The organism is Streptomyces sp. MJM8645, from assembly GCF_001625365.1.
In the GTDB taxonomy this organism is placed as follows: Bacteria; Actinomycetota; Actinomycetes; order Streptomycetales; family Streptomycetaceae; genus Kitasatospora.
In genome coordinates this window covers 1,503,827-1,523,508 of record NZ_LJJF01000001.1, presented here as the reverse complement: position 1 = coordinate 1,523,508, position 19,682 = coordinate 1,503,827, and the positions used below count along the sequence as shown (strand labels likewise).

The 19,682-nt window shown below is 73.2% G+C and carries 18 protein-coding genes; 15 read left to right on the top strand and 3 right to left on the bottom strand.

What is annotated here, in order from left to right; genetic code table 11:
* Positions 1 to 138: 138 nt before the first annotated feature.
* From A6F73_RS06315 to A6F73_RS42470, 4 genes are all read left to right on the top strand, one after another.
* Positions 139 to 1,524 (top strand): glutamine synthetase family protein, encoded by a 1,386-nt coding sequence (locus tag A6F73_RS06315; RefSeq protein WP_063350980.1) that lies wholly within the window; start codon positions 139 to 141, stop codon positions 1,522 to 1,524.
* Positions 1,525 to 1,529: 5 nt separating this feature from the next.
* Complete coding sequence (locus tag A6F73_RS06310) at positions 1,530 to 2,906, top strand: aldehyde dehydrogenase family protein (protein WP_063346867.1); 1,377 nt, start codon at positions 1,530 to 1,532, stop codon at positions 2,904 to 2,906.
* 6 nt (positions 2,907 to 2,912) lie between these two features.
* A complete protein-coding gene (locus tag A6F73_RS06305) occupies positions 2,913 to 3,701 on the top strand; it encodes a 3-oxoacyl-ACP reductase (protein WP_063346866.1) in 789 nt (262 codons plus the stop codon).
* 128 nt (positions 3,702 to 3,829) lie between these two features.
* A complete protein-coding gene (locus A6F73_RS42470; RefSeq protein WP_063346865.1) occupies positions 3,830 to 5,011 on the top strand; it encodes a DUF2510 domain-containing protein in 1,182 nt (393 codons plus the stop codon).
* A gap of 153 nt (positions 5,012 to 5,164) precedes the next feature.
* Here A6F73_RS42470 and A6F73_RS06295 read toward each other — a convergent pair whose 3' ends face one another.
* The gene (locus tag A6F73_RS06295) at positions 5,165 to 6,088 is read right to left on the bottom strand and encodes a lytic polysaccharide monooxygenase (RefSeq protein ID WP_063346864.1); all 924 of its coding nucleotides are present in this window, start codon (positions 6,086 to 6,088) and stop codon (positions 5,165 to 5,167) included.
* 292 nt (positions 6,089 to 6,380) lie between these two features.
* A complete protein-coding gene (locus A6F73_RS06290; RefSeq protein ID WP_063346863.1) occupies positions 6,381 to 7,604 on the bottom strand; it encodes an alanine racemase in 1,224 nt (407 codons plus the stop codon).
* 91 nt (positions 7,605 to 7,695) lie between these two features.
* Here A6F73_RS06290 and A6F73_RS06285 point away from each other — a divergent pair, with 91 nt between their 5' ends.
* Entirely contained in the window at positions 7,696 to 8,469 is a 774-nt protein-coding gene (locus A6F73_RS06285) for an SseB family protein (RefSeq protein WP_063346862.1), read from the top strand.
* A 76-nt stretch (positions 8,470 to 8,545) separates the two neighbouring features.
* Here A6F73_RS06285 and A6F73_RS06280 read toward each other — a convergent pair whose 3' ends face one another.
* Complete coding sequence (locus A6F73_RS06280) at positions 8,546 to 8,923, bottom strand: DUF1844 domain-containing protein (RefSeq protein WP_063346861.1); 378 nt, start codon at positions 8,921 to 8,923, stop codon at positions 8,546 to 8,548.
* A gap of 482 nt (positions 8,924 to 9,405) precedes the next feature.
* Here A6F73_RS06280 and infC point away from each other — a divergent pair, with 482 nt between their 5' ends.
* The 10 genes from infC to A6F73_RS06230 all read left to right on the top strand — a co-directional run bounded on the left by infC (position 9,406) and on the right by A6F73_RS06230 (position 19,617).
* Positions 9,406 to 10,176: a translation initiation factor IF-3 gene (gene infC, locus A6F73_RS06275; RefSeq protein ID WP_079135472.1), complete on the top strand. Its 771-nt coding sequence runs from the start codon at positions 9,406 to 9,408 to the stop codon at positions 10,174 to 10,176.
* A gap of 141 nt (positions 10,177 to 10,317) precedes the next feature.
* Positions 10,318 to 10,512, top strand: a complete 195-nt coding sequence (gene rpmI / locus A6F73_RS06270) for a 50S ribosomal protein L35 (RefSeq protein WP_030055648.1) — start codon at positions 10,318 to 10,320, stop codon at positions 10,510 to 10,512.
* Between the two features lie 109 nt (positions 10,513 to 10,621).
* On the top strand, positions 10,622 to 11,017 hold the full coding sequence (gene rplT, locus A6F73_RS06265) for a 50S ribosomal protein L20 (protein WP_030055649.1): 396 nt from the start codon (positions 10,622 to 10,624) through the stop codon (positions 11,015 to 11,017).
* Positions 11,018 to 11,121: 104 nt separating this feature from the next.
* The gene (locus A6F73_RS06260; protein WP_063346859.1) at positions 11,122 to 11,988 is read left to right on the top strand and encodes an RNA methyltransferase; all 867 of its coding nucleotides are present in this window, start codon (positions 11,122 to 11,124) and stop codon (positions 11,986 to 11,988) included.
* Between the two features lie 110 nt (positions 11,989 to 12,098).
* Positions 12,099 to 13,202, top strand: a complete 1,104-nt coding sequence (locus A6F73_RS06255) for an ATP-binding protein (protein WP_063346858.1) — start codon at positions 12,099 to 12,101, stop codon at positions 13,200 to 13,202.
* 301 nt (positions 13,203 to 13,503) lie between these two features.
* A complete protein-coding gene (gene pheS / locus A6F73_RS06250; RefSeq protein WP_063346857.1) occupies positions 13,504 to 14,625 on the top strand; it encodes a phenylalanine--tRNA ligase subunit alpha in 1,122 nt (373 codons plus the stop codon).
* The gene (gene pheT, locus A6F73_RS06245; protein WP_063346856.1) at positions 14,625 to 17,126 is read left to right on the top strand and encodes a phenylalanine--tRNA ligase subunit beta; all 2,502 of its coding nucleotides are present in this window, start codon (positions 14,625 to 14,627) and stop codon (positions 17,124 to 17,126) included. Before pheS ends, pheT begins: the two co-directional genes overlap by 1 nt.
* 153 nt (positions 17,127 to 17,279) lie before the next feature.
* The gene (locus A6F73_RS06240) at positions 17,280 to 17,711 is read left to right on the top strand and encodes a GntR family transcriptional regulator (RefSeq protein WP_063346855.1); all 432 of its coding nucleotides are present in this window, start codon (positions 17,280 to 17,282) and stop codon (positions 17,709 to 17,711) included.
* Entirely contained in the window at positions 17,708 to 18,646 is a 939-nt protein-coding gene (locus A6F73_RS06235) for an ABC transporter ATP-binding protein (protein WP_063346854.1), read from the top strand. The genes A6F73_RS06240 and A6F73_RS06235 overlap by 4 nt, the downstream gene beginning before the upstream one ends.
* A complete protein-coding gene (locus A6F73_RS06230) occupies positions 18,643 to 19,617 on the top strand; it encodes an ABC transporter permease subunit (RefSeq protein ID WP_063346853.1) in 975 nt (324 codons plus the stop codon). Before A6F73_RS06235 ends, A6F73_RS06230 begins: the two co-directional genes overlap by 4 nt.
* Positions 19,618 to 19,682 lie beyond the last annotated feature (65 nt).

Below are 19,682 nucleotides of genomic sequence, written 5' to 3'. Positions count from 1 at the left end.
CCCCGCACCGCCTGATCCCCCGTCAACCACGCATGTCGGCGCGCCACACCTGTCCGCCCTCTTCCGCGCCGTCCGCCGCAGGCCGTACGGTTCGCTGTGACCGCTTGAACTCGAAGAGTGATCGTGGAGGGTTCCGTCATGCCCGAGAACGCCGCCGCGGGCGTGCCGCCCCGGGCGCCGCTGACCCTGGACAAACTGCGCACGCTGGTGGACACCGGCGAGGTCCACACCGTGGCGCTGGCGTTCACGGACATGCAGGGGCGCCTGCAGGGCAAGCGCTTCGCTGCCCGCTTCTTCCTGGACGAGGTGGTCGAGCACGGCGCCGAGGCCTGCGACTACCTGCTCGCCGTGGACGTCGACCTGAACACCGTCGACGGCTACGCCTTCTCCTCCTGGGCCACCGGCTACGGCGACTTCGCGATGCGCCCCGACCTCGGCACCCTGCGGCTGACCCCCTGGCAGCCGGGCACCGCGCAGGTGACCGCGGACCTGGCCCGGCACGGCGGCCACCCGGTGGACGCGGCCCCCCGCCAGCTGTTGCGCCGCCAGATCGCGCGCCTGGCGGAGTACGGGCTGGCGGCCGACATCGGGACCGAGCTGGAGTTCCTGGTGTTCCGGGACACCTACGAGCAGGCCTGGCTGGGCGGTTACCGCGGCCTGACGCCGGCGAACCTGTACAACGTGGACTACTCGATGCTGGGCACCGCCCGGGTGGAGCCGCTGCTGTCCCGGATCCGCAACGAGATGGCGGGCGCCGGGCTGGTGGTGGAGTCGGCCAAGGGCGAGTGCAACCTCGGCCAGCACGAGATCGCCTTCCGCTACGCGGACGCGCTGACCACCTGCGACCAGCACAGCGTCTACAAGACGGGCGCGAAGGAGATCGCCGCGCAGCAGGGGTGCGCGCTGACCTTCATGGCCAAGTACAACGAGCGCGAGGGCAACAGCTGCCACATCCACCTGTCGCTGCGCGACGCGGTGGGCGCGCCGGCCTTCGCCGACCGGGACGGCCGGATGACCGACACCATGCGGCACTTCCTGGCCGGCCAGCTGACGGCGCTGCGCGAGTTCAGCCTGCTGTACGCGCCGAACATCAACTCCTACAAGCGCTACCGCCAGGGCTCGTTCGCCCCGACGGCGGTGGCCTGGGGCCGGGACAACCGGACCTGCGCCTACCGGGTGGTCGGCCACGGCCAGGGCCTGCGGATGGAGAACCGGGTGCCGGGCGGGGACGTCAACCCGTACCTGGCGGTGGCCGGGATGATCGCGGCCGGCCTGCACGGGCTGCAGCGGAAACTGGAGCTGCCGGCGCCGTGCCTGGGCAACGCCTACGCCGTCGAGGAGTACGCCCGGGTGCCCGGTTCGCTGCGCGAGGCCGCGGAGTTGTGGGGCGACAGCGAGCTGGCCCGGGTGGCCTTCGGCGACGACGTGGTCGAGCACTACCTGAACATGGCCCGGGTGGAGCAGTGCGCCTTCGACGGCACCGTCACCGACTGGGAGCGCTACCGATCCTTCGAACGGATGTGAGGCCGATGACCGACCCCACCGACCCCACCGTCAGCACCGTCCGCAATCCCGCCACCGGCGAGGTGCTCGCCACCGTCCCGGACACCACCGCGGGGCAGGTGGACGCGGCGGTCCAGCGCGCGTCGAAGGCCCAGCCGGCCTGGGCGGCGCTGGCACCGGGCGAACGGGCCCGGCTGCTGCGCCGGTTCGCCGACCAGGTCGAGGTGCACGTGCCGGAACTGGCCGCACTGGAGGTGCGCGAGGCCGGACACACCGTGGCCAACGCCCGCTGGGAGGCCGGCAACGTCCGGGACCTGCTGGAGTACGCGGCCGGGGGAGTGGAACGCCTGACCGGCCGCCAGATCCCGGTGGCCGGCGGCCTGGACGTGACCTTCCACGAGCCGGTCGGCGTGGTCGGGGTGATCGCGCCGTGGAACTTCCCGATGCCGATCGCCGCCTGGGGCTTCGCACCGGCCCTGGCGGCGGGCAACGCGGTCCTGCTCAAGCCCGCCGAGGCGACCCCGCTCACCGCGCTGCGGCTGGCCGAACTCGCCCTGGCGGCAGGGCTGCCGGAGGGCCTGTTCCAGGTGCTGCCGGGCCCGGGCGGGACGACCGGCCGGGCCCTGGTGGACCACCCGGCGGTCCGCAAGATCGTCTTCACCGGCTCGACCGTGGTCGGCAAGGAGGTGGCCGCCCGCTGCGCGGCCCGGGCCAAGCGGGTCACCCTGGAGCTGGGCGGCAAGAGCCCCAGCATCGTCTTCGCCGACGCCGACCTGGCCCGCGCCGCGGACCCGATGTCCTTCGCCGACAACAGCGGCCAGGACTGCTGCGCCCGCAGCCGGATCCTGGTCCAACGCGAGGCGTACGACGACTTCCTGGCGCTGCTGCTGCCCGCCGTCGAGGCGCTGCGCACCGGCGACCCGGCGGACCCGGAGACCCGGCTGGGCCCGCTGATCTCGGCCGCCCAGGTGCGCCGGGTCGCCTCCTACGTCACCCCGGACCTGCCGGTGCTGGCCCGCGGCGCGGTGCCGGACGGGCCCGGCTACTGGTACCCGCCGACGGTGATCGCGCCGGCCGACCCGGAGGTGCCGGCCGTCACCGAGGAGATCTTCGGCCCGGTCGCCGCCGTCCTGCCGTTCACCGACGAGGCGGACGCGCTGCGGCTGGCCAACGCCACCCGCTACGGCCTGTCCGGCTCGATCTGGACCAGGGACCTCGGCCGGGCGCTGCGGCTGGCCCGCGGCGTCGCGGCGGGCAACCTGTCGGTCAACTCGCACTCCTCGGTGCGGTACTGGACGCCGTTCGGCGGCTACGGCGAGTCCGGGGTCGGCCGGGAGCTGGGGCCGGACGCGCTGCGCCACTTCACCGAGACCAAGAACGTCTTCATCCACAGCGAGGAGTAGCAGCCGATGACGGAGAACGACGCCCCGGTGTGCCGCCGCCTGGTCGGCCGCACCGCCGTGATCACCGGCGCCGGCAGCGGGATCGGCCTGGCGGCCGCCCGCCGGCTCGCCTCGGAGGGCGCGAAGGTGGTCTGCGCGGACCTGGACGAGCAGTCCGGGCGGGCGGCCGCCAAGGAGGTCGGCGGCCTGTTCGTGCACACCGACGTCACCGACCCGTACATGGTCGAGGCGCTGTTCGACGAGGCGTACGAGACGTACGGGAGCGTGGATGTCGCGTTCAACAACGCGGGCATCTCGCCGCCGGAGGACGACTCGATCCTGACCACCGGCCTGGACGCCTGGCGCAAGGTCCAGGAGGTCAACCTGACCTCGGTGTACCTGTGCTGCAAGGCCGCGCTGCCGTACATGCGGCGGCACGGGCGGGGCTCGATCATCAACACGGCCAGCTTCGTGGCCCGGATGGGTGCGGCCACCTCGCAGATCTCGTACACCGCCTCCAAGGGCGGGGTGCTGGCGATGTCCCGGGAACTGGGCGTGCAGTTCGCCCGGGAGGGGATCCGGGTGAACGCGCTGTCACCGGGGCCGGTGGACACCCCGCTGCTGCGGGAGCTGTTCGCCACGGACCCGGAGCGGGCGGCCCGCCGGCTGGTGCACATCCCGTTGGGCCGGTTCGCCCGGGCCGAGGAGATCGCCGCCGCGGTGGCCTTCCTGGCGAGCGACGACTCGTCCTTCATCACGGCGAGTGAGTTCCTGGTGGACGGCGGCATCTCGGGCGCCTACGTGACCCCGCTGTAGCCCCGGGCGGGCCCGACGGTCCTGAGCGTGCCCGTCGCGCCCCTTCTCACCGTAATCTCATCGAAAACCACCGGAATTCGAGGCCGCGCTGATTTCGCGCTTATCCGCGTGCCTTTAGATTCTCTGTTGTGAGCGAGCAGATTCCCGCCGGGTGGTACCCGGACCCGAAGGACACCGGCGGCGACCCGAGGCCGCAGCGCTGGTGGGACGGCAGGGGTTGGACGGCCAGCACCCGGCCCGCACCCTCGGACGCCCCGGAGCCGGTGCCCCCGGCGGCCGGGGCTCCGGGGCCGGGGCCGGCCGGCGAGCCCACGGTGCTGCAGGGCGAGGTGCTGGACAGCGGGCCGACCGTCCGCTACCCGGAGCCGCCGCCCTTCGGCACCGCCTACGGCTCCGAGGCACCGCCGCCGCGCAAGCCCCGGCGCCGGCCGTCCCCGATGATGATCGCCGCCACCGTCGCGGCGCTGCTCGGCCTGGGCACCGGCTCCGGGATCACCTTCCTGGCGATGGACGGCCAGAGCGACAACCGCCCGCAGCGCAGTGCCCGGCAGGCCGTGCCGAACGGCGAGAACGGCCCCTGGAACGGCTTCCCGGGCCTCGGCGGCAACGGGAACGGCGGCAGCGGGAACGGCAACAACGGCAACGGTGGCAACAACAACGGCGGTAGCGGCGACGGCAGCAACGGGACCGGTGGAAACGGCGGGAACGGCGGGAACGGCGGGAACGGGAACGGCGGCAGCGGCAAGGCCAGGCCCGGCGCCGGCAACGCGATCGACCTGGTGAACGGGCTCACCCTGCCCGTCCCCTCCGGCTGGCAGGGCGGCTACACCAACGACGGCTACGCCTCGGTCGTCGTCGGCTCGTACCAGTGTCCGGACGGCAACGGCTTGTGCAGCCTCGGCGGGGTGACCACCGGCCGGATCGACGGCGGCGGTACCGACGCCCAGGCGGCCGCCAAGGCCGACATCGACAAGGCGGCCAAGGACTCGTACGGCGCCATCACCGGGCACCAGGAGCTGAAGTCCGAGGCGGTCAAGGTCAACGGCCAGGACGGCTACCTGGTCCGCTGGAAGGTCGACGCGCCCAAGGGCAACAACGGCTACGTGCAGACGGTGGTCTTCCCGTCCACCGACGGCAAGTCGCTGATCTCCGTGCACTTCGGCTTCGACATCGCCGACAAGGCGCCGGACGTCGGCCTGATGGACACCATCGTCAACGGCATCGCCGACTTCAAGGGCAAGCTGCCGTCCATCCCGGGCGGCGGGCTCCCCGGCGGCGCCACCGGTGGCACCGGCGGCACCAGCACCTGAGCGGCACCAGCACCTGAGCCACCCGCTCCTCACACGGCGGCGGCCCACCCGGAGAGCACTCTCCGGGTGGGCCGCCGCCGTTCGTTCCGGACGGGGTGGAGCCGCGGAACCGGGCCGGACGGGGGTTTGGCCGCCCCGGCCCCGCGTCCGGCGTCAGGAGTCGCGTCGAACAGCCTCGACGCGACGGCGCCGGAGCACCATGCCGGCCCAGCCCACGCTGATCGCGGCGGCGCCGGCCAGCAGCAGCGGGCCGGTGGCCGACGTGCCGACGGCCGCGGCGGCGGTCGGGATCACGGCGCCGGCCGGGGAGTTGGGGTCGCCGCCGTGGCCGTGGTGGGCGACCGTGGACTTGGGAGCGTCGGCCGCGATCTGCGCGTCGCTGGGCGCGGCCGGGGCCTGCGCGGTGAGCGCCGAGACGGCCGGGGCGCCGGCCGCGGTGGCCGCGCCGAAGTCGACGTCGGAGCAGCTGTAGAACGCCTCCGGGCTGTCGCTGCGCTGCCAGACCGTGTACAGCAGCTGGCGGCCGGTGCGCTGCGGCAGGGTGCCGGCGTAGGTGTAGAAGCCGTTGGTGGCGGTGCGGTCGACCTGCACCTGGGCGACCGGCGTCGGGTCGAGGTCCGACCACTTCAGCGGCTTGGTGGGGTCGTAGCCCGGCTTGGTGATGTAGACGGTCTGGGTGCCCACGTGGGGCGCGGTGGTGCGGAACTGGAAGGTGAAGGCGCCCGCCTTGACGGCGGTGGCCGGCCAGTCGGTGCGCGGCCAGTCCAGGGCCTGGTACTTGTCGCGGTTGGCCGAGCAGAGCTTGCCGTCCGGGATCAGCGCCTGGTGGTTGCCGGCCGCGTTGGCGATGTTGACCTCGTTCCAGTCGTACAGCGGCTGGGTGCCGCTCGCGGCGACGAGGTCCTTGCAGATCTGGGACACCGGGTGCTCGGGGCCCTCGGCGTAGCAGGCGGCGACCCGGCTGACCGGGTTGGTCATGGTGCCGTGGGCGCTGGCGGTGCCTGCGGTGGAAACGGCCACCGCGAGGGCCGCGGCGCCGACCGCGCCGACGGACAGGGCACTTCGCTTGATGGACATGGGGTGGGGACTCCTTGACCGTCGTTCCGGGCGGGTGTGGGGGGAGCGGACACGCCTGCCCGTTCGGGGGCCGCCGGCCCGGACCGCGGACCCCTGGCCAGAGCGTATGATTGGTCTGGACCAGCTGGCAATAGTCGTGCGCGCCACGCTTCCTGACGGACTGTAGGCCCCCGAACAGGGCAAAGGCCCGACGGAACGGCCGGGTTAGGCGTTCCATCGGGCCCGCTTAAGGCTCCGGAAAGGTCGTCGGACGGCCGTTCGGGCGGTCAGGCCGCCGCCGGCCGCAGGCCGGTCACAGGAACGCCTTCCCCTCGCCCCGGTACGTCGGGACGGTCCGGGCGATCCGGTCGCCCTCGATCAGGTGCAGTTCGGTGAAGCGCTCGCACAGTTCGCCCGCCTTGGCATGCCGGAACCAGACCCGGTCGCCGATCAGCAGGTCGTCCGCGGCCGCGCCGAGCAGCGGGGTCTGCACCTCCCCGGCGCCCTCCATCGGGTCGTAGCGCAGCCCCTGCGGCAGGTACGGCACCGGCGAGCGGTCCGGGCCGGCCGCGCCGGAGGCGGGGTAGCCGCCGCCGAGCACCGTCACCACGCCGACGCCGGGGCGGCGCACCACCGGCTGGCCGAACAGCGCGGCCGGACGGCCTTGGAACGAGCGGTAGTTGTCGAACAGCCGGGGCAGGTAGAGCCCGGAGCCGGCCGCGACCTCGGTGACCGCGCGCTCGGCCACGGTGGACTCCACGCTGCCGGTACCGCCGCCGTTGACGAACTCCAGCTCGGCCACCCGCCGCAGCCGCCGGACCACGGCCGCCCGCCGCTCGGCCAGTTCGGTCCTGGCCCTGGCCTGCATCAGCCGGATCAGCTGCGAGCGCAGCGGCCGGCCGGGCACCTGGTCGCCCACCCCGGCGACGTGCCCCTCGTAGGCCATCAGGCCGACCACCCGGAAGCCCCGGCGGTGCTGGACGAGTTCGGCGAAGGCGCCGAGGTCCTCGGGGGTGCGCAGCGGGGAGCGCCGGGCGCCCACCCGGACCCGCCCGCCGAGCAGGTGCAGCGCGGTGTCCAGCTCCAGGCAGACCCGCACCTCGGCGTCGCCGCCGCGGGCCTTGTCGATCAGGTCCAGCTGGGCGGGGTCGTCGAGGACGACGGTGACCTCGTTGGCGAGCGCCGGATCGGCGGTCAGCTCGGTGTAGCCGGACCGGTCGGCGGAGGGGTAGGCGAGCAGGACGTCGCGCACGCCGGTACGGGCCAGCCAGAGCGACTCGTCGAGGGTGTAGCTCATCACCCCGGCGAAGCCGTCCACGGCCAGCGCGCGGTCCAGCAGCGCCCGGCAGCGTACCGACTTGCTGGCCACCCGGACCGGCTTGCCGGCGGCCCGGCGCACCAGGTCGGCGGCGTTGGCGTCGAAGGCGGCGAGGTCGACGACGGCCACCGGCCCGTCCAGGTGCGCGGTGGCCCGGTCGTACCGGAGGCGGTCGGAGACCGGGGTGGGGGCGGTCGCGGGTGCGTCGAGGATCACCATGGGCGCAGGGTGCCACACCGCACTACCGGTGGGTAGGCCCCGCGTGCAGGGAAATGGGGCGGCTCGCGCGCGGTGGCATAGGGTCGGGCGGGTGGACCGCAAAGACTTCTCCAACCCGGCGTTCGTCGGCAAGGGCATCCCGAACCCCGGCTTCTCCGACGACGACGGCACCGCCGACCCGGCGCTCGCCGAGGCCCTCGCCCGCTGGTCGCAGGACCGCGCGGCCGAGCCGGAGGTGCTGGCGGCGCTGACCCCCACCCGGCTGATGGTCCCGATCGTCGCGATCCTCGGCGAGGTCGAGGTGGACGCGCACGGGCACAAGCACGAGAAGACCAGCGACATGGCCGTCCCGGTGCTGGAGGCCCCGGACGGGCGCCGCGCGCTGCCGGCCTTCACCTCGCTCGACTCGCTCGCCCGCTGGCGTGCCGACGCCCGCCCGGCGCCGACGGCGGCCCCGCAGGCCGCGATGGTCGCCTTCTCCGAGCGCGCCGACACCCTGCTGGTCGACCCGGCCGGGCCGGTGCCGTTCCAGCTGAGCGGTGCCCGGCTGCGGGCGCTCGCGGAGAACCGCCCGTTCCTGCCGCCGGCCCGGGACCCGGAGGTGCGCGAGGCGGTCCGCGGGCTGCTGGCGGCCGAGCCGCAGGTGCTCACCGGGCTGCTGGCAGCCTCGGAGGGCGCGGACGGGGTGCTCGCGGTGGTGTTCGACCCGGCGCTGGACCAGGACGGGCTGCAGGCGGCCGTGCAGCGGGTCGGGCGGGCGGTGGCCGCCGACCCGGTGCTGCGGGTGCGGCTGGACCGGGGGCTGGACCTCGCGGTGCTGCCGGCGAGCGCGGAGCTGCCGGGGGAGCCGCTCTACCGGCGGTAGGGAGCGGTAGGGAGCCGTAGGAAGTGCGTCGGGGGCGGTGCGTCGCGTGACGCACCGCCCCCGAGTCGCGTCCGGGTCAGGAGTAGACCGGCCCGGTGAACTTCTCGCCCGGGCCCGTGCCCGGCGCGTCCGGGACGATGGAGGCCTCGCGGAAGGCCAGCTGCAGCGAGCGCAGGCCGTCCCGCAGCGGCGCCGCGTGGAAGTTGCTGATCTCCGGGGCGCCGGCGGTGACGAGCCCGGCCAGCGCGGTGATCAGCTTGCGGGCCTCGTCGAGGTCCTTGTCCTTCTCCCCGCCCTCGGCCAGGCCGCACTTGACCGCGGCGGCGCTCATCAGGTGCACCGCGACGGTGGTGATCACCTCGACGGCCGGGACCTCGGCGATGTCCCGGGTGAGGTCGTCGAAGCCGATCGCGTCGTCGTCCGCGCCGGGGGTCTTGGTGGGCTCGCTGCTCAAGGGGGGCTCGTTCCGTCGTGCCGGTGTCAGTACCCCTGGAGCGTACAAGGGCCCTTCCGGAGGCGGACAAAGGTGGTGAGGTGGGGCGGAATAGCGTTCGACTCCGCAGCGCTGTATGCTTCGAGACTGACCGGCCGGGATCCCGTATGGGCACCTGGCCAGCAAGAGGAGGCTCCACCCAGGAGGCCCGAGAGGGCAACCGCGAAAGTCTCCCACCTGGTCGACCTCAGGGTCGACGGGTCCCGGTCCGCGACGGGCGCCACGGCGCCGAGTCGCAGCAGCGCTCCTCACCAGGGTGTTGCCCCCGGATTGTGTGGAGCCCCGCTTGTACCGAGCGGGGCTTTTTTCGTGTCGCGGTGCACACGGTGCCGAACAGGTGCCGGGCAGCGCAGCACGAATGAAGCCCCGCCCAGTGGTCGAGTCCACTACGTGCGTCCGCCGTCCGACGGCCGCATCGCAGAAGGTGCAACCGAGGAGGCCCCATCAGCACCGAGCCCCGCATCAACGACCGGATTCGCGTCCCGGAGGTGCGACTCGTCGGTCCCAGCGGCGAGCAGGTCGGCATCGTGCCGCTTGCCAAGGCGCTGGAGCTCGCGCAGGAGTACGACCTTGACCTGGTCGAGGTCGCGGCGACCGCCCGGCCGCCGGTGTGCAAGCTCATGGACTACGGCAAGTTCAAGTACGAGTCGGCCATGAAGGCCCGTGAGGCGCGCAAGAACCAGGCGCACACGGTCATCAAGGAGATGAAGCTCCGGCCGAAGATCGACCCGCACGACTATGACACCAAGAAGGGTCACGTCGTCCGGTTCCTCAAGCAGGGCGACAAGGTCAAGATCACGATCATGTTCCGTGGTCGTGAGCAGTCCCGCCCCGAGCTGGGCTTCCGCCTGCTGCAGCGGCTCGCCGACGACGTCCAGGACCTGGGCTTCATCGAGTCGTCGCCGAAGCAGGACGGCCGAAACATGATCATGGTTCTTGGCCCGCACAAGAAGAAGACCGAGGCGATGGCCGAGGCCCGCGCCCTCGCCGACGCCCGCAAGGCCGAGCGTCAGGGCCGTACCCCCGGCTCCGACGCCGCTGCGGACGACGACCTGCTGGACGACGACCTGCTGGTCGACGACGAGGTCGCCGATGACGAGGTCGCCGACGACGAGGTGACCGAGGCGGCCGAGGCACAGGACGCCCCGGCCGAGGCGCCGGCCGTCGAGGCCGACGCTCCGGTCGAGCAGCCGGCCGCCTCCCAGGGCGCCTGAGCCTTCACCGGCCAGGGCGGCCCGGGAGACCGGCCCCAAGGTGACGGGGCGCCCCGCCCGGTCACACAGATCCATCCAGTTCACGCCCGCGTGGCGCAGGCCGCGCGGGCGCGGACGGGACCGACGAGGAGATACGGCGAAATGCCGAAGCAGAAGACGCACAGTGGCGCCAGCAAGCGCTTCAAGATCAGTGGCTCTGGCAAGGTGCTCCGCGAGCGCGCCGGCCGTCGCCACCTCCTGGAGCACAAGCCCTCGACGCTGACCCGCAAGCTGGCCGGGACCGTCGAGCTGGCCCCCGCTGACGCCAAGAAGATCAAGAAGCTTCTCGGCAAGTGATCGCCCTCCCGCCCGGCGCGAGCCGTGAGCGGGGCAGCTGATCCTTCCCGACCCATTCGAATGACGGACCACGTGAAGTAGTCCGTGGTCCAACCCAAGGAGTAATCAAGTGGCACGCGTCAAGCGGGCAGTCAACGCCCACAAGAAGCGCCGGGTCATCCTGGAGCGCGCCAGCGGCTACCGTGGCCAGCGCTCGCGCCTGTACCGCAAGGCCAAGGAGCAGGTCACCCACTCGCTGGTCTACAACTTCAACGACCGCAAGAAGCGCAAGGGCGACTTCCGTCAGCTGTGGATCCAGCGCATCAACGCTGCGGCCCGTGCCAACGGCATCACCTACAACCGCTTCGTGCAGGGCCTGAAGGCCGCCAGCGTCGAGATCGACCGCAAGATGCTGGCCGACCTGGCCGTCAACGACCCGGGCGCGTTCGCGTCGCTGGTCGAGGTCGCCCAGAAGGCGCTGCCGGCCGACGTGAACGCCCCCAAGGCTGCCGCCGACGCCGCCTGATCTTCCGAGATCAGTTGAGCTCTGACCGGACCCGCAGGCTCCCTGCGGGTCCGGTTCTGCGTTTCCCCGGATCTTCAGCGCCGCCCGCCACAGAGAACGAGACCATGCCGAGCACCGACACCCCCCTGCTCACCTCCCTGCGCTCGCCGCGCGTCGTCGCCGCCCGCCGGCTCGCCAAGCGGAACCAGCGCACCAAGGAACGCCGCTTCCTGGTCGAGGGCCCGCAGGCCGTCCGGGAGGCCGTCGCCTTCGGCCAGCTGCCGGAATCGGCCGAGCACGCCGTGGTCGAGGTGTACGTGACCCCGGAGGCCGCCGAGCGGCACGCCGCCCTCGTCGAGGCGACGCTGGCCGAGGGGCTGCCGGTGCTGACCGCCACCGACGAGGTGATCGCCGACATCTGCGACACGGTGACCCCGCAGGGCATCGTGGCGCTCTGCCGCTTCATCGACACCCCGTTCGCCGAGGTGCTCAAGGCCCGCCCCAAGCTCGTCGCGGTCCTCGCCCACGTCCGCGACCCCGGCAACGCCGGCACCGTGCTGCGCACCGCCGACGCGGCCGGCGCGGACGCCGTGGTGCTCACCGACGCCTCGGTGGACCTGTACAACCCGAAGGCCGTCCGGGCCTCCGTCGGCAGCCTGTTCCACCTGCCGGTGGCGGTCGGCGTGCCGGTCGAGGAGGCCGTCGCGCAGCTGCGCGCGGCCGGGGTCCGGGTGCTCGCCGCGGACGGCGCGGGGGAGCGCGACCTGGACCAGGAGCTCGACGAGGGCACCCTGGGCGCGCCCGGCGCGTGGGTGTTCGGCAACGAGGCCTGGGGGCTCCCGGAGGAGACCCGCGCGCTGGCCGACGAGGTCGTGCGCGTCCCGATCCACGGGCACGCCGAGAGCCTCAACCTGGCCACCGCCGCGGCCGTCTGCCTGTACGCCTCGGCCCGGGCGCAGCGCTCGCCCGGCGGCTGCCGCTCGAACGCCTGACCCGCACGCTCCAGTCGCCACCGGCCGAGGGCCTACTACAGGGGGCTGCGAGGCGCTAGGGTCTGCCTCTGTGGGGGGAACGGCACGGTGGGTAATCGGGGAGGACACCCATGGTCGGCAGCGGGCCAGAGCTCGACCCGGACGACCTACCGGACGGCCTGGTGGTCGCCGATGCGCTGGGCCGGGTGGTCTGCTTCAACCGGGCCGCGGCCCGGCTCACCGGCCTGCCCCCGGAGGCCGCGCTCGGTAGCGGGCTGGAGGACGTCCTCCCGCTGGAGGACCTGGACGGCCGCCGCTGGTGGCAGCTGACCGACCCGTACGGCGGCCTGGCCACCCGCACCGGCCAGCCGGAGCGCAACCTGCTGCTGCCCGGTGGCCGCGAGGTGCTGGTCTCCGCCCGGTACGTCCGGGACGTGCCGCTGGGGCCGCCGCAGCGGGTGGTGGTCGCGCTGCGCGGCACCGAGGCCCGGCGCCGCACCGAGCGCAGCCACGCCGAGCTGATCGCCACCGTCGCCCACGAGCTGCGCTCGCCGCTCACCAGCGTCAAGGGCTTCACGGCGACGTTGCTGGCCAAGTGGGAGCGGTTCACCGACGGGCAGAAGCGGCTGATGCTGGAGACGGTGGACGCCGACGCCGACCGGGTCACCCGGCTGATCGCCGAGCTGCTGGACATCTCCCGGATCGACGCCGGCCGGCTGGAGCTGCGCAAGCAGGTGGTCGACCTGGCCGCCGCGGTGCGCCGGCACGTCGAGCGCAAGGTCGCCACCGGCATCCCCGAGGAGCGCTTCGACGTCCGGATCAGCGAGTCGCTGACCGTCCTGTGGGCCGACCCGGACAAGGTCGACCAGGTGCTGGCCAACCTGCTGGAAAACGCGGTGCGCCACGGCGAGGGAACTGTCACGATCGAGGTGGCACCGGCCAAGGAGGTCGTCGAGGCACCCCTCTGGGAGCGCTCGGGCACCCCTCCCCGCATCGTGGAAGGAACCGCGGTCACCGTGAGCGACGAAGGAAGCGGCATCCCCGAGGAGTCGATGCCGCGCGTCTTCACCCGCTTCTGGCGCGGTTCCAAGCGCGGCGGCACCGGCCTGGGCCTGTACATCGTCAAGGGCATCGTGGAGGCCCACGGCGGCTCGATCCGGGTCGACCGGGCCCCCTGCGGCGGCGCCCGGTTCCGATTTATCCTGCCCGCCAGCGTTCCGGACTTCATGCTCTGAAAGAGCATGAACGACAAGCAGAGCATGCTCTGAAAGAGATGAACGACGAGCAGAGCATGCTCTGAAGGAGCATGAACGCATGCTCCGGGGTCCCGCTGGACGGGCTTCCAGGCAGCCGCGCTACGCGCTGCGACTACACTCGACCTTTGGCGTTGTGGTACGCCCTGCGCGGCTGAGCCGCGGACACCCCTCTTCCCCGTCGTACGGAGAACGGCTGCCCGTGCCCCGGCCACACCGGGCGTACCGCAGAGGCAGCCACCCTTACCTGAGCACGGACGAGCAGGAGCACGGGAAGATAGAGATGTCGGCACCCAACAAGTCGTACGACCCGGTCGAGGTCGAGGCCCTCAAGCCCGAGGTGGTGGAGCAGGCGCGGGACGAGGCCGTCGCCGCCTTCGCCGCCGCCAGCACGCTCGACGAGCTGAAGGAGGCCAAGGTCGCCCACACCGGCGACCGTTCCGCGCTCTCCCTCGCCAACCGCGAGATCGGCGCCCTGCCCCCGCACGCCAAGGCCGCCGCCGGCAAGCTGATCGGCCAGGCCCGCGGCGCCGTCAACAAGGCCCTCGCCAAGCGGCAGGCCGAGCTGGAGGCGGAGCGCGACGCCCGCGTGCTGGTCGAGGAGGCGGTGGACGTCACGCTGCCGTACGACCGCGCCCCGCGCGGCGCCCGGCACCCGCTGACCACCCTGGCCGAGCGCATCGAGGACACCTTCGTCGCGATGGGCTACCAGGTCGCCGAGGGCCCCGAGGCCGAGGCCGAGTGGCTGAACTTCGACGCCCTCAACCTGGGCCCGGACCACCCGGCCCGCTCGATGCAGGACACCTTCTTCGTGCAGGCCCCGGACGGCTCCGCCGACTCCGGCGTGGTGCTGCGCACCCAGACCTCCCCGGTCCAGGCCCGCACCCTGCTCGACCGCGAGCCCCCGGTCTACGTGGTCTGCCCCGGCCGCGTCTACCGCACCGACGAGCTGGACGCCACGCACACCCCGGTGTTCCGCCAGGTCGAGGGCCTCGCGGTGGACGAGGGCATCACCTTCGCTGACCTCAAGGGCACCATCGAGGTGCTGGTCGAGAAGCTGATCGGCGGCGGCCTGGAGCTGCGCTGGCGCCCCTCGTACTTCCCGTTCACCGAGCCGAGCGCCGAGATCGACCTGCAGTGCTTCGTGTGCCGCGGCGAGAGCGTCGGCAACCCGGGCCGCCCCTGCCGGACCTGCTCCTCCGAGGGCTGGATCGAGCTCGGCGGCTGTGGCGTGGTCAACCCGCGCGTGCTGGTCGCCTGCGGCGTCGACCCCAACCGCTACAGCGGGTTCGCCTTCGGCCTGGGCCTGGAGCGGATCCTGATGAATCGTCACAACGTCGCCGACATGCGCGACATGGTCGAGGGTGACGTGCGCTTCACCCTCCCGTTCGGGATGGAGATCTGATGCGCGTCCCGCTTTCCTGGCTGCGTGAGTACGTCGACCTGCCGGCCGGCGAGACCGGCCGTGACGTGGCGGAGTGCCTGGTCCGGGCCGGCCTGGAGGTCGAGACCGTCGAGCAGCTCGGCGGCGACCTCAAGGGCCCGCTGGTGGTCGGCGAGGTGCTCTCCATCGAGCAGCTGACCGGCTTCAAGAAGCCGATCCGGCACTGCCTCGTCAACGTCGGCGACGCCAACGGCACCGGCGAGCCGCAGGAGATCGTCTGCGGCGCCACCAACTTCGCCGTCGGCGACAAGGTCGTCGTGGTGCTCCCGGGCGCCGTGCTGCCCGGTCCCTTCCCGATCGCGGCCCGCCAGACCTACGGCCGCACCTCGGCCGGCATGATCTGCTCGGCCCGCGAGCTCGGCATGGGCGACGACCACGACGGCATCATCGTGCTCCCGCCGGAGTTCGAGCCCGGCACCGACGCGATCGAGCTGCTCCAGCTGGTCGACGAGGTGCTGGACATCGCCGTCACCCCGGACCGCGGCTACTGCCTGTCGCTGCGCGGCGTCGCCCGCGAGGCCGCCGCCGCGTACGGGCTGCCGCTGGCCGACCCGGCGCTGCTCGACGTGCCGCCGGCCAACTCCTTCGGCTACCTGGTCAAGGTCAACGACCCGGCCGGCTGCGACCGCTTCGTGGCCCGCACGGTCGTCGGCATCGACCCGACCGCCAAGTCCCCGATCTGGCTGCAGCGCCGCCTCCAGAAGGCCGGCATCCGCCCGATCTCGCTGACCGTCGACATCACCAACTACGTGATGCTGGAGGTCGGCCAGCCGCTGCACGCCTACGACAAGCAGCGCGTGAGCGGCCCGATCACGGTCCGCCGGGCGGAGCAGGGCGAGAGCCTGACCACCCTCGACGGCGTGCAGCGCAAGCTCTCCGCCGAGGACCTGCTGATCTGCGACAACAGCGGCCCGATCGGCCTGGCCGGTGTCATGGGCGGCGCCTCCACCGAGATCCTCGACCCGGCCGCCGGCCCGGGCACCACCGAGGTGATCATCGAGGCGGCGCACTTCGAGCCGGTCGCCATCGCCCGCGCCGCCAAGCGGCACAAGCTGCCCTCCGAGGCGTCCAAGCGCTTCGAGCGCGGCGTCGACCCGGAGGCCGCCCGCGCCGCCGCCCAGCGCGCCGTCGACCTGCTGGTCCTGATCGCCGGCGGCACCGCCGAGGCCGGGGTCACCGACATCGCCGCCCCGCACCCGGTGCGCACCATCACCATCTCCGCCGACCTGCCCGACCGGGTCGCCGGCACCGCGTACGGCCGCGAGACCGTGACCCGGCGCCTGCAGGAGATCGGCTGCTCGGTCGCCGGCGCCGACGTCCTGGAGGTCACCCCGCCGACCTGGCGCCCCGACCTCACCGACCCGTACGACCTCGCGGAGGAGGTCATCCGGCTGGAGGGCTACGACAACGTCCCCGCCCGGATGCCCAACGTGCCCCCGGGCAAGGGCCTGACCGAGGCCCAGCGCGTCCACCGCCGGATCGGCGTCGCGCTGGCCGGGGCCGGCTACGTCGAGGTCAACAACTACCCGTTCCTCGGCGAGAGCGCCTTCGAGGCGCTCGGCCTGGAGCCGGACGACCGGCGCCGGCGCACCGTCAAGCTGGTCAACCCGCTCAACGACGAGGAGCCGGCGCTGCGCACCACGCTGCTGCCGGGCCTGCTCGGCTCACTGCGCCGCAACGTCGGCCGCGGCAACACCGACCTGGCGATCTACGAGACCGGCACCGTCTTCCTGCCCAAGGACGAGCTGTCCGTGGCCCCGCGTCCGGCCGTCGACCGCCGGCCCAGCGCCGAGGAGCTGGCCGCGCTGGACGCCGCGCTGCCGGACCAGCCGCGCCGGGTCGCCGTCGCCCTCGCGGGCGAGCGGCTGCCGTCCGGCTGGTGGGGCCAGGGCGCCGGGGCGTCCTGGGCGGACGCCGTCCAGGCGGCCCGTACGGTGGCCCGCGCGGCCGGCGTCGAGCTGACCGTGCGGCAGGGGCAGCGGGCGCCGTGGCACCCGGGCCGCTGCGCCGAGCTGGTCGTCACCGGCACCGACCGGGTGGTCGGCCACGCCGGTGAGCTGCACCCGCGCGTCGTCAAGGCGCTCGGCCTGCCGGCCCGCACCAGCGCGATGGAGATCGACGTCGACCTGCTCACCGCGGACGGCGCCGAGAAGGTCAACGGCCCTGCGGTCTCCGGCTTCCCGGTGGCCACCCAGGACGTCGCGCTGATCGTCGACGCCGCCGTTCCGGCCGCCGACGTGGAGGCCGCGCTGCGCTCCGGCGCGGGCGAACTGCTGGAGGCCATCCGGCTGTTCGACGTCTTCACCGGCGAGCAGGTCGGCGAGGGCCGCAAGTCGCTGGCGTACGCGCTGCGCTTCCGCGCCGCGGACCGCACGCTGACCGCCGACGAGGCGACCGCCGCCCGCGAGGCGGCCGTCGCCGAGGCCGTCGCCCGCACCGGCGCGGTGCTGCGCGGCGCCTGATCCCGTCAGGCCCCAGGGCCCCGTTCGGACCTCGGTCCGGGCGGGGCCCTTTGCCTTTCCTCGACTTTTCCTGCCTTCCCTAGCCATCCCTCGCCTTTCCTCGCCTTTCCTTGGCTTGACGGAACGTCACCATGTCCACTTAACTCATTAACTATGGAACTAGATAAAGACGTCGACCCGCCCCCTCCGATCGAGTTCCGCCTGGACCCGGCCTCCGGTGTCCCGACCTATCTGCAACTCGTGCAGCAGGTCGAACAGGCGCTGCGGATGGGCTGGTTGACGGAGGGGGACCGGCTTCCCCGGGTGCGCGAGGTGGTGGCGGGGCTGGCGATCAACCCGAACACCGTGCTCAAGGCGTACCGCGAGCTGGAGCACCGCGGCCTGGCCGTCGGCCGGCGCGGCCAGGGCACGTTCGTGCGCGGACTGCCCGCCGGGGTGGTGCCGTTGCGCGAACGGGCCGCGCTGCGGCGGGGATTGCTGGACTGGATGTGCGCGGCGCGGGCCACCGGGCTGGACGAGGACGGGATGACCGCGGTGTTCGAGGACACGCTGCGCGACCTGCGGAACGGAGAGGTGGCGTCATGACGGCGGACACCGTGATCGACTGCGGCGGGATCGGCAAGCGCTACCGCCGCTCCTGGGCGCTGCGGGACTGCCATCTGGCCGTCCCCGCCGGGCGCGTGGTGGCACTGGTCGGGCCGAACGGCGCCGGCAAGACCACGCTGCTGGGCCTGGCCGCCGGGCTGACCCGGCCGAGCGAGGGCGCCATGACCGTTCTCGGCGACCAACTGCCGGGCTCACCGGCGGCGTTGGACCGGATCGGGTTCGTCGCCCAGAACGCCGCGCTCTACCCCGGAGTGCCCGTGCGCGACCTGCTCCGGATGGGCCGGTACCTGAACCGCCGCTGGGACGACGCCCGGGCGCACGCCCACCTGGAGGGCCTCGGCATCCCGCTGGACCGCAGGTACGGCCGCCTCTCCGGCGGCCAGCAGGCCCAGGTCTCGCTCGCCCTGGCGCTCGCCAAGCGCCCCGAACTGCTGCTGCTGGACGAGCCGTTGGCCGCTCTGGACCCGCTGGCCCGGCACGACTTCATGGCGGTGCTGCTGACCGCCGTGGCCGAGGACGGCCTGTCCGTGGTGTTCTCCTCGCACGCCGTCAACGAGCTGGAGCAGAGCTGCGACCACCTGGTGGTGCTCGGCGGCGGCCGGGTCCAGGTGGCGGGCGAGGCGGACGACCTGGTGGCCGGCCACCGGATGCTGACCGGCCCGACCGCCGGGGCGGACGAGGTCGCCGCCCGGCTGCCGGTGGTCCGCGACCGCAGGGCCGGGGCGCAGTCGCACCTGCTGGTGCGGACCGGCGGCGTGGACGCCCCGGTCTCCGCCGGCTGGCGCCAACAGCGCGTCGGCCTGGAGGAGTTGGTGCTCGCCTACCTGCGCGAGCCGACCGCCTCCGCCCTGCCCGGCCCGCGCGGGGCCGTCCGCGCGTCCGTCCGTACGTCCGAGAAAGCGATGCTGTCATGAGTGCCGTCACCGCCGTTCCCGCCGCGCTGCCCCGGGCCGGGGTGGTGCGGGCGGCGTGGCTGCGGCACCGGCCCGCGCTGCGGGTGCTGCTGGGCGTCCTGGCCGGGCTCGTCCTGCTGCTGGCCGTCACCGGGTACTTCCTGCACGCCGGGTTCGACCGGTCCGGCGCGGGTGACTGCGACATGGCGACGCGGGCCTGCAACGAGCACTGGAAGGGGTTCCTGCGCGAGTACGGCACCGAGCTGATGGTCGGCGCGAACATCGTCTACTTCCTCGGCGGCGCCCTCGGCGCCTTCGCCGGCGGCCCTTTGCTGGCACGGGAGTTCGAGCACGGCACGGTCCGCTTCGCCTGGACCCAGGGGGCCGGACGGACCAGGTGGACGGTGGGCGTGCTGGCCGTCGCGGGCGGCGTGCTGGCCGTCGCGACGGCGCTGGCGGGCGTGGTGACCAACTGGTGGCTGGAGCCGATGGCGAGGCAGTCGGGCCGCTTCACGCCGCTGCTGTTCACGGCCGCCGCGCCCGCCCTGGTCGGCCGGGTCCTGTTGGTCTTCGCGCTGTCCGCGCTCGCGGGCGCGGTGCTGCGGCGGACGGTGGTGGCGGTGGGGATCGGGGTGGCGGCCTCGGTCGTGTCCACGCTGGTCGCCCAGTCCCTGCGGTTCGACTACCGTGCCCCGCTCCAGGACACCTTGCACACGCTGGCGCAGGCCTCGGTCGACCACCGCTGGGAGGGGAGCACGTGGATCACCGACCCGGCCGGGAACCGGATGAGCATCGGGCGGCTCTACGACGCGGGGAACGACTACTACGGCGCCCAGAAGCTGGTGAGCGAGGGCGGCTACTCGGCGCACGAGATCTACCAACCGGGCAGTCGCTACTGGTCGTTCCAGTTCATCGAGCTCGGCTGGATGGCGGCCCTGGCGGTGCTGCTGTGCGCGGCGGCGGTCTGGTGGGTGCGCAGGCGGGCGGTCTGACCTGCGTCTTTGAAGAGCCTTGAAGAGACTTTGTCAAAACCCTTGCGGGGACGGGGAAGGAGGGC